Source organism: Lonsdalea iberica (genome assembly GCF_002111585.1).
Lineage (GTDB): Bacteria > Pseudomonadota > Gammaproteobacteria > Enterobacterales > Enterobacteriaceae > Lonsdalea > Lonsdalea iberica.
Window position 1 is genome coordinate 85,122 of sequence record NZ_LUTP01000002.1, and the last position, 12,849, is coordinate 97,970.

The following is a 12,849-nucleotide window of genomic DNA, read 5'->3' on the forward strand; positions in this document are numbered from 1 at the left end:
TGGAGAGCGCTATGCCATCGCAACGTGAAATCCGCCTTAATGCGTTTGATATGAACTGTGTCGGACATCAGTCCCCGGGCCTGTGGGCGCATCCGCGCGATCGCTCCTGGCAGTATAAGGATTTGGAATACTGGGTCGATTTGGCGCGGCTGCTGGAGCGCGGCAAATTCGACGGTCTGTTTATTGCCGATGTGCTGGGCGTCTATGACGTACTGCATGGCAGTAGCGACGCCGCCATTCGTCAGGCGACCCAGGTGCCGGTGAACGACCCGCTGGCGCTCGTCACGCCGATGGCGTTGGTCACCGAGCATCTGGGATTTGGGCTGACGGCGTCGCTGTCGTTTGAACATCCTTACCCCTTCGCGCGCAGGCTGTCGACGTTGGATCACCTGACCAAAGGCCGCGTCGGCTGGAATATCGTCACCTCTTATCTGGAGAGCGGCGCCCGCAATATCGGGCAGAAGGCGCTGACCGATCATGACGCGCGCTACGACTACGCCGACGAATATCTGGAGGTGGTGTACAAGCTGCTGGAGGGGAGTTGGGAAGAGGGCGCGGTGCTGCGGGATCGCGAGCGGCGGATTTTCAGCGATCCGACCAAAATCCATCCCATCCATCACCACGGCGAGTTCTTCAATGTACCGGGGATTCATCTATGCGAGCCCTCACCTCAGCGGACGCCGGTACTTTATCAGGCGGGCGCATCGAGCCGCGGTAAACAGTTCGCCGCCCATCATGCCGAGTGCGTCTTCGTGGCGTCGCCCTCCAAGGCGCTGCTAAAGAAAACGGTAGCGGATATCCGACGCCGGGCGGCGGAGGCCGGGCGCGATCCGCGCAGCATCCTGATTTTTAACCTGCAAACGGTGATTGTCGGCGAGACCGATCGCGAGGCGCAGGCGAAGTGGCGGGAGTATGCCTCCTGGGTGAGCTACGAAGGGGCGCTGGCGCTCATCTCCGGCTGGACGGGGATCGACTTCGGTCAGTATCCGCCGGATCAGGTGCTGAAACACCTGCACACTAACGCCATCCAGTCGGCGGTGGAAACCTTCTCGACCGCCGATCCGAACCGGCAATGGACGGTGCAGGGGCTGGCGGACTGGGTCGGCATCGGCGGTTTCGGGCCGTTGCTGGTGGGCAGCGCGGAAACCGTCGCCGACGAGCTGCAAAGCTGGGTGGAAGAGACGGACGTCGACGGTTTCAATCTGGCCTATGCTCTGACGCACGAAACGTTCACCGATGTGGTCGAGCAGCTGATCCCCGAACTGCAAAAGCGCGGCGTCTTCAAACGCGACTATGCGGCGGGCACGCTGCGGGAAAAATTATTTCACGCCGGCCCGCGGCTGGCCGCCCCGCACCCGGCGGCGGGTTATCGGGATCTCGCTTCATCCGAAGCGCGCGTACGGGAGCGGGTGTCATGATTGAAATCGAACACCTGTACAAAACCTATTACGACAAGCAGGGCCGTCGGACGGATGTCCTGAAAGACATCTCGTTGCAGGTGCCGTCGAGCACCATCACGGCGGTCGTCGGGCCGAGCGGCGCGGGCAAATCCACGCTGGCGCGCTGCATCAGCCTGTTGGAAAAACCTGACCGCGGCACGCTGCGGGTTAACGGCAAGGATCTCTCGCTGCTGACCGGTGAGATGCTGCGCCGGGAGCGGCGGGCGATTGGCACGGTGTTTCAGTCGTCAGCGCTGCTTCAGCGTAAAACCGCCTGGGAGAACATCGCGTTGCCGCTGGCGTTTCTGGGCGTGGTGAAGCGCGACATACAGAAGCGCGTCGGCACGTTGCTGGACAGCGTGGGGCTGAGCCATAAGGCGGATAGCTACCCGGCTCAGCTCTCCGGCGGCCAGCGACAGCGTATCGGCATCGCACGGGCGCTGGCCTTGAATCCGACGGTGTTGCTGGCGGATGAGGCCACGTCCGGCCTAGACCCCGAGGCGACCGCCGCCGTGCTGCAACTGCTTAAACAGCTGCGGGACGACTTCGGTCTGGCCATCGTGTTGATCACCCATGAGATGGACGTGGTACGCACGGTCGCCGATGCGGTGGCGGAGATCCGCGACGGGGCAATCGTCCAGCAAGGCGATGTCCGGGGCCTGCTGGCGCAGCCGGACTCCTCACTCGGCGAACGACTTTTCCCGGTCACGGCGCAGCCGGGACGCGGCGACCTCTTGCTGCGGGTCAGCTACAGCGCGAGCAGGGCGGTAGCGACGGATTGGATCAGTCGGCTCTCAAGGCAGTTCGCGTTGCAGATCGATGTGCTGGGCGGCCACGTCGAGTGGGTCAACCAGCAGCTGGCGGGACGGCTGGAGATCGCGGTGCGTTTTCACGGCGAGCGGCTTTCTGCGGCCCAGACTATCGGGCTGCTTGACGCGCAGGGCGTCGTCGCGGAAGTCATGGCGATGGCTCCGGCGCTGAGGGAGGCGATATGACGACTGCAACGTCAACGGCGGTAATGAGTCAGGACACGCCCTGGCGCGAGATCCACACGCTGTTGCTGCCGGCTTACGGAGAAACCTGGCTCATGGTCGCCATCGTCATGCTGTTCGTGGTCAGCCTGGGCGGCGTGGTCGGCGTCGTGCTGTTCAATACCTCGCGTCGAGGGCTGTTTCCTCGCCCGGTCGTAAACCGAATGTTGAACTGGCTGGTGAACATGGGGCGTTCCCTGCCGTTTCTGGTGCTGATGGCGGCGATTATCCCGATGACTTTCTGGCTGACCGGCACCACCATCGGCATTCCGGCGGCGGTCGTCCCGATGGTCATCGCGGGCGTTCCGTTCTTCGCCCGGCTGGTGGAAAACGCGTTGCGGGAACTGCCGGAAGACGTGACGGCGGTCGGTCTGGTGTCCGGCGGGTCCGTCGGTCAGATCATCGTCTCGGCGCAGTTAAGCGAAGCGCTGCCGGCAATCGTCTCCGCCATCACGCTCAATCTGATCTCCATGATCGAATACTCGGCCATCGCCGGGACCATCGGCGCGGGCGGCATCGGCTACCTCGCCGTGGTTTACGGCTACCAGCGTTTCGATCATCACATCATGATCGCCACCATCGTGGTGCTGATCGTCACGATACAACTGATTCAATTCGCGGGTGACCGACTGGTCGCGGCATTGCGTCATTCACAGGGAGCCCAGTCAGCATGAGTACACCGCAGTTCGAGATTCGTCAGAAGCGGCGCTGGCCGTGGTGGGTCGGCGGCGTGGTGATTATCGCCGCGGCGGTCAGCGCGTGGTACTGGCAGACGCAGCGTCAGCAGACGGTGACGTTCGGCGCTACGCTGGACATCCATTTTGAACCGGCGATGGCGGGGGAAGAGCGGGTGATTCAGTACGTCGGCGAACACATCGCCCCCGACTACGGCCTGAAGTTGAGGGCCGTAGGCTTGCAGGATCCGGTCCAGGCGGACCGTGCGGTGGCGGACGGTGTCTATGCCGCGACGGTGTATCAGCATCAGTGGTGGTTAAAGCAGGTGGTGGATGCCAACGGCTTCAAGTTGACCCCGACGGTGCCGGTGTTCCAGTGGGCGTTCGGCATCTACTCGGACCGCTACCCCTCGGTCGACGCGCTGCCTGAGCAGGCGAGCATCGTCGTGCCGAACGACGGCGCCAATCAGGGACAGGCGTTGTGGCTGCTGCAACGTATCGGGCTTATCCGCCTGAATCCGGCGGTGGAGCCGCGCACGGCGAAGCTGAAGGATATTCAGGACAATCCCAAACGCCTTGTCTTTAAAGAGCTGGATCTGCTGACCATGCCGCGCGCGCTAAATTCGGTCGATGCCGCCATCGGCTACGTCTCCCAGTTCGATGCCGGCAAGATCCCGCGTGATAAGGGGATTCTCTTCCCGCCGGCCCCGGCCACCTTCGCCTCCCGGCTGGTGATCGGCACGCCCTATCTCAACGACGCGCCTATCGTCAAATTGCAACAGGCGTTTTCCGACCCGCGCTTGCAACGGTGGCTGAAGGAGACTGACGACCCGCTGGTCAAGGGCGTTCTGGTGCCGGTATCGGCCGAATAGTCGCCGCTCTCGTCCGTTTTAAGGTTGTGGTCGGGCCGCTGGAGTGCGGCTCGAGCTTGGTGGTTTATTGTGGTTATCTTATTGTTATTTAATGGATTTTAAAGACATAAATGTTGTTTGTGAACGCTAGATCTTCGACTTATAACCGTAGCTTCACCTGCACATAAAAGAATAGCGAGGATGCCGAAAGTATGAGTACGTTACCGATTGACACCGACATCAAAGGGCCTGCGTCAGGGTCCATTCCCATTGGTTCGGTGAGCGACGTGGCGAGGTTGATCAACACCCGCAGCGAGAAGAACAGCTATGCCAGAATGATCATTTTTCTGGCGCTGGGCGGTGTTTTTCTCGACGCCTACGATCTCACCACGCTGTCTTACGGCATTGATGATGTCGTCAGAGAGTTTCAACTCACGCCGGTGCTGACCGGGCTGGTGACGTCATCCATCATGATTGGCACCATCATCGGCAATCTGATCGGCGGCTGGCTGACGGACAAATATGGCCGCTACTCCGTCTTTATGGCGGATATGCTGTTTTTCGTCGTCTCAGCGATTGCCGCCGGGTTGGCGCCGAACGTATGGGTGCTGATTGGCGCGCGCTTCCTGATGGGGATCGGCGTCGGGATCGACCTGCCGGTGGCGATGTCCTATCTGGCCGAATTCTCCAAGTTCGCCGGCAAGGGCAACAAGGCGGCCCGCTTGGCGGCGTGGTGCCCGATGTGGTACGCGGCGTCGTCGGCCTGCTTCCTGATCATTTTCGGCCTCTACTTCCTGCTGCCTGAACAGCATCTCGACTGGTTGTGGCGCGCCTCGCTGCTGTTCGGCGCGGTGCCGGCCCTGCTGATTATCGCGGTCCGGCGCAAGTTTATGAATGAGTCTCCCCTGTGGGCGGCGAACCAGGGCGATCTCAAAGGCGCGGCGCGGATTTTGCGTGATTCCTACGGTATTGCCGCCCACGAAGCTGTCGATAAGACACCGCGCAAGACGTCTGATCAGCCGAAAGTCAGCTTCCGGGTGCTGTTCCAGAAACCGTACCGTGAACGCACCATCGTGGCGGGAGTGATGAACGTGTGTATCTCCTTCGAATACACCGCCATCGCCTTCTTCCTGCCGTCCATACTGGCGCGATTTCTGGGGGCCGGCGTGTTTGAAACTATCTCGGCCTCGCTGGGGCTAAATGCGTTGTTTGCCTTCACCGGCGGTCTGCTGGGGATGCGGCTGGCCTGGAAATATCCTTCACGTCATGTGGCGATTGCGGGCTTTGCCCTGCAGTTCATCGCGCTTATCGCACTGGCGCTGATTGGCCAGCCCCAGGCGACCATCGGCGTGGTCATCGCCATTCTGATGCTGGGCCTGTGGCTGTTCGCGGAGGGGTTCGGGCCGGGAGCGCAGTTAATGATCTATCCGGCGCTGTCCTACCCGACCTCTATCCGCGCGACCGGCGTCGGTTTTAGCCGCTCGCTATCCGGCATCGGCAGCGCGCTGGCGCTGTTTATTCTGCCGCTGTTGCAGGCGGCCTATGGCACCAACATGTTCTGGATAGTCTCGTTGAGCGCCATTATCCCCATTTTCTTCCTGCTCGCGGTTCGCCACGAACCAACCCGTCAGGACATTGACGATCATCACGATCAAGGAGCACATCATGACCTTACTGTCGACCGGGACTGATTACGACACGCTGGCGGCGCGGTTCCGCCCTATCTTCGCCCGTATCGCCGCTGGCGCCGCAGACCGTGAGCGGCGTAGGGAGCTGCCCCATGAGCCTATCCGCTGGCTAAAGGAAGCGGGATTGGGTGCCGTGCGTATTCCTAAGGAGAAGGGGGGGCAGAGTGCGTCGTTGCCTCAGCTGTTCCGCCTGCTGACGGAGCTGGCGGAGGCGGACTCTAACCTGCCGCAGGCCCTTCGGGCGCATTTCGCCTTCGTGGAAGATCGCCTCAACGCGCCGGACACGCCGGAACGCGACCGCTGGTTCCTGCGTTTTCTGGACGGTGAACTGGTCGGTAGCGGCTGGACCGAGATCGGCAACATCAAACTTGGCGATGTCATCACCCATGTCGAGCCAGCGGCGCAGGGGTGGACGCTGAACGGCGAAAAGTTTTACAGCACCGGCACGCTGTTCGCCGACTGGATTGATGTTTATGCGCGCCGCAGCGATAACGGGCGGGATGTCATTGCTATCGTCAGTACGCATCAGGACGGCGTATTGCGTGAGGACGACTGGGACGGCTTCGGTCAGCGGCTGACCGGCAGCGGCACGACGAGATTCACGCGGGCGCAGGTCGACGCCGAGCACGTGTACGATTTCGCGGACCGCTTCCTATATCAGACGGCGTTTTACCAGCACATGCTGCTAGCGACGCTCGCCGGCATCGGACGCGCGATTGCGCGCGATGCGGCCGAGGGGGTGCGACAGCGTAAGCGTATCTACAGCCACAGTAATGCCGCGCTGCCGAAAGAGGATGTGCAGGTATTGCAGGTCGTCGGTCAGGTATCCAGTTGGGCTTACGCCACGGAAGCGGCGGTGATTGCGGCCACGCATTCGCTGCAACAGGCGTATGAGGTCCATGTTTCGGACGACGACGCCCTCAAGTTGCGCATCAACAGCCTTGCGGAGGTGGAGGCGGCGCAGGCGCAGGTGGTCGCCAGCGAGCTAGTGCCGCGCGCGGCGACCGAGCTGTTCAACGCGCTCGGCGCTTCGGATACGCGCGTGAGCAAGGCGCTGGATCGCCACTGGCGCAACGCGCGCACGCTGGCGTCCCATAATCCGGTGATTTATAAGGCCCGCAATATCGGTGACTGGCTGGTTAACGGCAATGCGCCGACCTTTATCTGGCAGGTCGGCAATGGCGGGCAGGAACAGAAAACCGTTTAATCGTGTGGACATATCAAAAGGCGGGCCTGAGCGCCCGCCTTTTTGGGTCAGTGCGGCTCATCACTGTTTATCCAATGACCAGGTGGCGCGGGTCACGTTGACCTTCGTCGGCAGCAGGCCGATCTGCGTGAATTTGTCCGCCAGCGCCTGTTGCTGGCTGAAAACTTCCGGCGTCATCCGCTCGGCGCCGTAGGGCATTCTTGCCAGCGCTTTGCTCCAGATGGCGCGATCCAGGCCTGTCGACTGAGACAGGATGGCGGCGGCATCGGTCGGGTTAGCGTTGGCCCATTGGCTGAGCGACGCCAGTTCGTCGACGACCTGTTCCGCCGTCTGCGGCCAGGTTTCAGCGAACTTCCGGCTGGCGAGGTAAAAAGTGTAGTGCGGCACCAGCCCCTCTGCATTGCGAATTTGTCTGGCGCCCGCATTGCTCTCCACCTCGGCCAGGAACGGATCCCAGATGACCCAAGCGTCCACCGCACCGCGCTGAAACGCCGCGCGCGCATCGCTCGGCGTCAGATAGACCGGCGTAATATCGCGATAGCTTAAACCGGCATCTTCCAGCGCTTTCACCAGCAGGTAATTGACGTCCGAGCCCTTGTTCAACGCCACGCGCTTCCCTTTGAGCTCCGCCACCGTTTTGATGGGGGAGTCGCCCGGCACGACGATGGCTTCCGTTTTCGGATTGGCGGGCGAATGCGCCAGATAAATCAGATCGGCCTGCGCCGCTTGCGCAAAGGCGGGCGGCGTATCGCCAGTCGCCGCCAGATCGATACTGCCGACGTTCAATCCCTCCAGCATCTGCGGCCCGGCGGGAAACTCGATCCAGCGCACCTGAATGCCCTGCCGTTTAAATTTTTCATTCAGCGTTCCCCGGTATTTCAGCAGGGCGAAAATATTGGCTTTCTGATAACCAATGTTGATGGCTTCAGGTTGGGACGCGGCGACCGCAGAGGCGGACAGCCCCGCCAATAGCAGCGTGAGAGCAGTATGACGTAGGAAAGTTTTCATGGAGGTGTCGTCTCTTAAGGCAAATTAAGCAAAAACCTTATCAGAGAGAATTTATAACCTTAAAATAATGAAATATTTTTTAATATTCCTATTAGTTTTAACCGGTCGTCGTGTGTGCGACATCAATGATCTACGATGTTATCTTTCCAGACTCTATCTTCAAGTGACGGATTGCCGCAGTCGCGGTTTAAGAGGGAAAGGATGATCGACGATAACCGAAAGATCCAGTCTGTTGAGCGAGCAATGGCGTTACTCGAAGCGATTGCCGCGGCAGGGGGGGAATCCCGTCTCGTCGACCTGACGACACAGCTGGGATTGAATAAAAGTACGCTGCACGGCTTGCTAAACACGCTGGCGGCAATGGGCTATGTCACCCGTAACGGCACGCGTTATGCGCTGGGCTTGCGTCTGCGTGAACTGGCGCAGCCGCTGACCGACGAAGATACCGCATTGCGCGCCACATTCGGGCCGGTACTGCGGCGCTTCGCCGAGATCAGCGGCGAAACCTGTTACCTGGCCGTCCCGTGCGGGACCAGCGAGTATCTCTGTATCGATTCCGTCGAATGTGATGGCAGCTTACTGCGGGCGACCTGTCCCTGCGGGAATCGCGAGGATTTGACTACCTCCGCCATTGGTAAAATCCTTCTGGCCAACGATGTCGGATTGATGCGAAGTCTGCGGCGAGCGGGGAAAGTGTCCACGTCGCTGGGCGCGGAGCTGAAGACGATCGCCGCGCAGGGCTTTGCGCTCGATCTGGAACAGGTTGAGCCGGGCCTATGCTGCGTGGCCATACCGCTTTATAAGCAAGGACGCGTTGCCGCGGCCCTGGGGATGAGCGGTCCGGCCTGCCGGTGGTCGGCTTCCGCGCTGCAAGACCTTGTCCATCGCATGCTGCAGGAAAAGTTCGTCAACACGAAAAAATTAGACTAAACACCGTCGAGATAAGCCGCTTTCGCTTCTGGCATTGTCACTCTCTCTTAGAGAGACAATGACCAGAATTTTCTTCATGTTTGAATCCATTTTCCCGCCCATCAGACAACCCCTCCGACACGAATGTGAGAGCAGGGGGCGCTAACATCACTAGGGTCGACAATACCGTACCTTCCGCCGATTGTTCGGCTTAGATAAAAGGGTTCCCTCGGCGTGCGACAGGGTCAGTAAAAACAGCAAAGGTCACGCGGGCAGCCTGCTCAGCGCCGCCCGCGTTTGCCTGCGTTAGCGATAATCACGCCCGCGATGATGATCGCGAGCGTCATAGGAACGAGGGTCGTCATAGTGCGGACGCGCATGATGATCTCGCGAGTGACCGCCGACAACGATACACCCGTTCAGCAGGAGCATCGCGACGAGGCACATGAGGGAGCGTGATATTTTCATCGTTGGACTCCTGTCATTGACGTTATGAGGGGGTGAGCGTCGTGCAGAGGCAGCAGGCGAGCCGCTCGGTTTCGCCTGCTGCAATTACGTGACAGGGCTTTCTCCGCCGGACGGAACGCCGCCATCCGCGTCTTACTCCGTCGGCGCGGATGACTTCAGCATGTCGGCCAGTTCATCAGCCCCTTTATCGATGCCGACTTCCGCCGCGCTGAGAGAACCGATGGTGGCGCCCACGTTCATCGCATTCGGGTACTGCTTGGCGATGTAGGCGTTAAGCAGGCGATTGCTGACGGCATCGTAAATTTCCACCGTATAGTTGACGGACCCGGTGAGCATGCCTTCCTTACCACGAAGGGCTTGCACAATGTTGTAAGGGCCGCCCGCGAGATCGAATTTGGTTACCGTCCCCACCACCTGTGTGGTGGTTTCCGCTCCCGTCAGCGTCAGCTTGATTCTGATGGTCGCGGGCGTCGGCGTTTGGGTTTCGGTGAAACGAGATCTCAGGCTTTCACTGAAGCGATCCTGCATGTATTTCGCCAGTGTCTGGCGATCCGCCTGATCCATCTCGCCAAACTGGTTATCGCTGCCTTGGTAGAGGGTGACGGGGTCGATGATCACGTGCGTATATTTGTTCCAGTCGACCGGGGCTGCGTAACGGAAAGGAATACGGTCGGCTTTATCACCGGTGTTGGGCTGCAACTGAGGGGCGGAGTCGATATCCGCGTAACGAGCCGGTTGGGTGCCGGCGCAACCGGCTAAGGCCATGAAAACGAACAACAGTGCGGGGCGGTATACCTTGGTTAATGTGCTCATTCGTAAAACCTTCTAAAAGATCACCGATGTCGGTCGGAAGCGTCGTGCGAGAGACGCCGTTTTTACGCTAAGTCAGCAGCTTCGAGAGGTCGGGCCGTCGGCAAAAAGACATCCAGTCTGCCTCACTCAAAACAATACTGTACGGTTCAGTTTTGCATCGGGCGGATCATGTTGTCAATAAAATGCACCCATGTGTTCAGTTATGTTTTAGATCGTCTCACCCAACGATCGCAATCGTCGAAGATGTCCGAAATCGGGCGAGGTCAGCGCGGGCGGGGCTTCTGATGGGATCGCTGCTAGACGTGAAAAGTCAGGCGCGCGTGGAAAGGAAAAATCCTAAATGTCTGCTGACCTGACGCCAACGCCGGGAGACGCGAGGGAAAAGGCGTAATGAGGTCAATATGGGCAAGACATCGTGGCGAAGCGCGCCGTATTGCGCGCTTGTAGTCTGTCTATCGATGAAGCATGGACTTGAGGTTACTCGGCCGCCTGCTTCCAGTAGGCCACCGCGCGAACGAAGTCTTCGTTCAGTCCCAGAGCGCCGGTCAGATAGGTTTTAAGCGTGAATATCTTGTGGTTCTCGCCGGTTGCCCAGACGAAATAATCGTCGGTGGGAAAGGTCAGGCGATCCACGGCCGCAACAAATTTCTGGGCATCGTCATTGCCGTCCCGCGCGATCCATTCCAGCGTCATACCGCTTTTAACCGGAATGGTCGGACGTTCGTCCTCGCTTCCGCTTTCGATAACTATTACGCCGCGCGTGGTGTCCGGCAGTTCCTGAAGTCGGCGCAGCAGTGCGGGGATCCCGGTTTCATCACAGATCAACAACTGCCAGGCGTAATCCGCCGGGATCTGCATAGAGCCGCGCGGTCCGCCCATGCCGATGATGTCACCCGATTTGGCCGCGTTGGCCCAGTCGGAGGCGACGCCGTTGGCGTGCAGAAAGAAGTCGATGGTGAGTTCACGCGCCTGGTCATCGAAGTGGTACGGCGTGTAATCACGGTTAGCTGGACGCACATCGCCCCAGATCGGGCCGTCCGGACCATTTTGGGGGAGATGAAGTTCGCCGGTTTCGCGGTCGGGGAAAAACAGCTTCACATGGTCATCGAATCCCGGACTGCGAAAACCGTCGAGATCGTCGCCGGTGAAGACAATACGCTGGAATGGGCCGGGGAGGCGAGAGGTGGTTTTTACCGTTAAGGTACGAAATACCAGCGGCAGACGTATACGGGTGGGCTGCCTGGATTGAGTAGATTCAGTCGTCATGATGTACCCCGTGTTCAAGTCATTAAGAACAGGCCGGACAAGCTGCCCGGCCATGAACGGCTCCGGCGACAACCGCCGCCGCCGTGGGTGTTACTTCTCCGTCGTTGAGCTGACGCCGCCCCCCAGCGATTGCCAGAGGGTAATGCGATTATCAAAGTCGGTCTGACGCAGCGCGATCAGCTCCAGCTGGGATGACCAGAGCGTGCGCTGAGCCGTCAGGACATTGAGGTAATCGCCGACGCCGGATTGATAGCTGCGTTGAGCCAGCGTAAAGCTGCGCTGGGCTGCCGCCACATACTGCTGCTGAGCATCCAGCTGTTCCGCCAGGGTTTGACGGCGCGCCAACGCGTCGGCCACGTCTTTGAATGCGCTTTGAATGGCTTTCTCATACGAGGCGATCAACCCTTTTTTCTCCGCCTCAGCATACCGCAGTTGCGCCAGATTGCTGCCCCCGGTAAACAACGGCAGCGTCACGCTGGGCGCGAACGACCAGATATTGGCGCCGTGGCTGAACAGGTTGGACAGCGAGTTGCTGCCGACGCCCGCGCTGGCGGTCAGTGAGACCGTCGGGAAAAAGTTGGCGCGGGCGGCGCCGATATCCGCGTTGGCGCTCTTCAGGCTGTATTCCGCTTCCTGCACATCCGGGCGGCGCAGCAGGACCTCGGAGGAGACGCCGGCCGGCACCAGCGCGACCGCGCTGTCGCTAAGTTGGTCAAGCGGCGCGGGCTGTAGGTTCTCCGGCACCGTTTCCCCCACCAGCAGGTTCAGCGCGTTGATATCCTGCGCGACCAGCGTCTGGTAGCTGGCGACGCTGGCGCGCGCGGATTGATAGACGGTCATCGCATCGCTGACGTCGGTTGCCGCCGCGACGCCCGCCGCCATGCGGCGTTCCGTGATGTGCAGAGAGTTCCCCGCGCTCTCCATAGTCTCTTTGGCGAGCTGCAGATTGCTTTTGTCCGCCGCCAGCGTGATCCACGCCGTCGTGGTTTCACCGATCAGCGTCAGGCGGGTATTCTGCGCCGTGGCCTCACTGGCCAGCCAGGTTTCCCTGGCCGCCCGGGAGAGGCTGCGGTTACGACCGAACAGATCGATTTCGAAACTGCTGACCGCGCCCTGCGCTTCGCTGCTTCCGCTCACGCCGGCGTCGACTGTTCGACTTCGGGTATGACTCAGTTCTGCGTTCAGCGTCGGGAACAGGCTGGCGCGCTCTTCGCCATAAAGCGCTTTGGCGGCTTCAATATCGGCGATGGCTTTCTGCAGGTCGCGGTTGCTGGCCAGGGCGCGTTCCACCACGGTGTTGAGACGCGTGTCGTTCATGACGTGTTGCCAGTCGGTCAACACCGCGCCGCTCGACGCGGCGTTCTGGTCGCTCTGCGCCGCCGCGCCCGGCCAGGTCGTGGGCACCGGCGCCGCGGGGCGCTGATAGTCCGGGTCCAGAGAAATACAGCCGGTCAGCAGTAGCGACAGCGAGAGAAGCGTGATTCGAGAAAACATG

The 12,849-nt window shown here is 60.4% G+C and carries 12 protein-coding genes; 7 read left to right on the top strand and 5 right to left on the bottom strand.

The annotated features are described in order from the left end of the window. Window positions 1–11: 11 nt before the first annotated feature. The 6 genes from AU511_RS01130 (at window position 12) to AU511_RS01155 (ending at window position 6,890) form a co-directional block, all read left to right on the top strand. On the top strand, window positions 12–1,418 hold the full coding sequence (locus AU511_RS01130) for an LLM class flavin-dependent oxidoreductase (protein WP_094108498.1): 1,407 nt from the start codon (window positions 12–14) through the stop codon (window positions 1,416–1,418). Further along, window positions 1,415–2,434 carry a methionine ABC transporter ATP-binding protein gene (locus tag AU511_RS01135; protein WP_094108499.1) on the top strand — a complete coding sequence of 340 codons (1,020 nt, stop codon included), beginning with the start codon at window positions 1,415–1,417 and terminating at the stop codon, window positions 2,432–2,434. The genes AU511_RS01130 and AU511_RS01135 overlap by 4 nt, the downstream gene beginning before the upstream one ends. Then, window positions 2,431–3,144 carry a methionine ABC transporter permease gene (locus tag AU511_RS01140; RefSeq protein ID WP_094108500.1) on the top strand — a complete coding sequence of 238 codons (714 nt, stop codon included), beginning with the start codon at window positions 2,431–2,433 and terminating at the stop codon, window positions 3,142–3,144. Before AU511_RS01135 ends, AU511_RS01140 begins: the two co-directional genes overlap by 4 nt. Next, entirely contained in the window at window positions 3,141–4,016 is an 876-nt protein-coding gene (locus AU511_RS01145; protein ID WP_094101159.1) for a MetQ/NlpA family ABC transporter substrate-binding protein, read from the top strand. Before AU511_RS01140 ends, AU511_RS01145 begins: the two co-directional genes overlap by 4 nt. 191 nt (window positions 4,017–4,207) lie before the next feature. Continuing rightward, on the top strand, window positions 4,208–5,686 hold the full coding sequence (locus AU511_RS01150) for an MFS transporter (protein ID WP_094108501.1): 1,479 nt from the start codon (window positions 4,208–4,210) through the stop codon (window positions 5,684–5,686). Beyond that, window positions 5,661–6,890, top strand: coding sequence for an acyl-CoA dehydrogenase family protein (locus tag AU511_RS01155; RefSeq protein WP_094108502.1), 1,230 nt, complete (start codon window positions 5,661–5,663; stop codon window positions 6,888–6,890). Before AU511_RS01150 ends, AU511_RS01155 begins: the two co-directional genes overlap by 26 nt. Before the next feature lie 60 nt (window positions 6,891–6,950). On the opposite strand, the gene AU511_RS01160 is transcribed toward AU511_RS01155, so the two are convergent. Then, the gene (locus AU511_RS01160; RefSeq protein ID WP_094108503.1) at window positions 6,951–7,898 is read right to left on the bottom strand and encodes an aliphatic sulfonate ABC transporter substrate-binding protein; all 948 of its coding nucleotides are present in this window, start codon (window positions 7,896–7,898) and stop codon (window positions 6,951–6,953) included. Between the two features lie 201 nt (window positions 7,899–8,099). On the opposite strand from AU511_RS01160, the gene AU511_RS01165 reads away from it, so the two are divergent. Continuing rightward, on the top strand, window positions 8,100–8,828 hold the full coding sequence (locus tag AU511_RS01165; RefSeq protein WP_094101155.1) for an IclR family transcriptional regulator: 729 nt from the start codon (window positions 8,100–8,102) through the stop codon (window positions 8,826–8,828). Between the two features lie 285 nt (window positions 8,829–9,113). On the opposite strand, the gene AU511_RS17365 is transcribed toward AU511_RS01165, so the two are convergent. The 4 genes from AU511_RS17365 to AU511_RS01180 all read right to left on the bottom strand — a co-directional run bounded on the left by AU511_RS17365 (window position 9,114) and on the right by AU511_RS01180 (window position 12,848). Continuing rightward, window positions 9,114–9,275, bottom strand: coding sequence for a hypothetical protein (locus tag AU511_RS17365; RefSeq protein ID WP_167371981.1), 162 nt, complete (start codon window positions 9,273–9,275; stop codon window positions 9,114–9,116). A gap of 132 nt (window positions 9,276–9,407) precedes the next feature. Next, window positions 9,408–10,088 carry a DUF3313 domain-containing protein gene (locus AU511_RS01170; protein ID WP_094108504.1) on the bottom strand — a complete coding sequence of 227 codons (681 nt, stop codon included), beginning with the start codon at window positions 10,086–10,088 and terminating at the stop codon, window positions 9,408–9,410. 477 nt (window positions 10,089–10,565) lie between these two features. Continuing rightward, entirely contained in the window at window positions 10,566–11,354 is a 789-nt protein-coding gene (locus AU511_RS01175; RefSeq protein ID WP_167371982.1) for a siderophore-interacting protein, read from the bottom strand. A 90-nt stretch (window positions 11,355–11,444) separates the two neighbouring features. Then, entirely contained in the window at window positions 11,445–12,848 is a 1,404-nt protein-coding gene (locus AU511_RS01180; RefSeq protein WP_094108506.1) for an efflux transporter outer membrane subunit, read from the bottom strand. Between the last annotated feature and the right edge of the window lies 1 nt (window position 12,849).

Bases quoted from the DNA above. Each gene is read 5' to 3' on its own strand.
- AU511_RS01160 (WP_094108503.1), bottom strand. From the start codon at position 7,898: ATGAAAACTTTCCTACGTCATACTGCTCTCACGCTGCTATTGGCGGGG.
- AU511_RS01135 (WP_094108499.1), top strand. From the start codon at position 1,415: ATGATTGAAATCGAACACCTGTACAAAACCTATTACGACAAGCAGGGC.
- AU511_RS01170 (WP_094108504.1), bottom strand. From the start codon at position 10,088: ATGAGCACATTAACCAAGGTATACCGCCCCGCACTGTTGTTCGTTTTC.
- AU511_RS01180 (WP_094108506.1), bottom strand. From the start codon at position 12,848: ATGTTTTCTCGAATCACGCTTCTCTCGCTGTCGCTACTGCTGACCGGC.
- AU511_RS01150 (WP_094108501.1), top strand. From the start codon at position 4,208: ATGAGTACGTTACCGATTGACACCGACATCAAAGGGCCTGCGTCAGGG.
- AU511_RS01155 (WP_094108502.1), top strand. From the start codon at position 5,661: ATGACCTTACTGTCGACCGGGACTGATTACGACACGCTGGCGGCGCGG.
- AU511_RS17365 (WP_167371981.1), bottom strand. From the start codon at position 9,275: ATGAAAATATCACGCTCCCTCATGTGCCTCGTCGCGATGCTCCTGCTG.
- AU511_RS01175 (WP_167371982.1), bottom strand. From the start codon at position 11,354: ATGACGACTGAATCTACTCAATCCAGGCAGCCCACCCGTATACGTCTG.
- AU511_RS01130 (WP_094108498.1), top strand. From the start codon at position 12: ATGCCATCGCAACGTGAAATCCGCCTTAATGCGTTTGATATGAACTGT.
- AU511_RS01145 (WP_094101159.1), top strand. From the start codon at position 3,141: ATGAGTACACCGCAGTTCGAGATTCGTCAGAAGCGGCGCTGGCCGTGG.
- AU511_RS01140 (WP_094108500.1), top strand. From the start codon at position 2,431: ATGACGACTGCAACGTCAACGGCGGTAATGAGTCAGGACACGCCCTGG.
- AU511_RS01165 (WP_094101155.1), top strand. From the start codon at position 8,100: ATGATCGACGATAACCGAAAGATCCAGTCTGTTGAGCGAGCAATGGCG.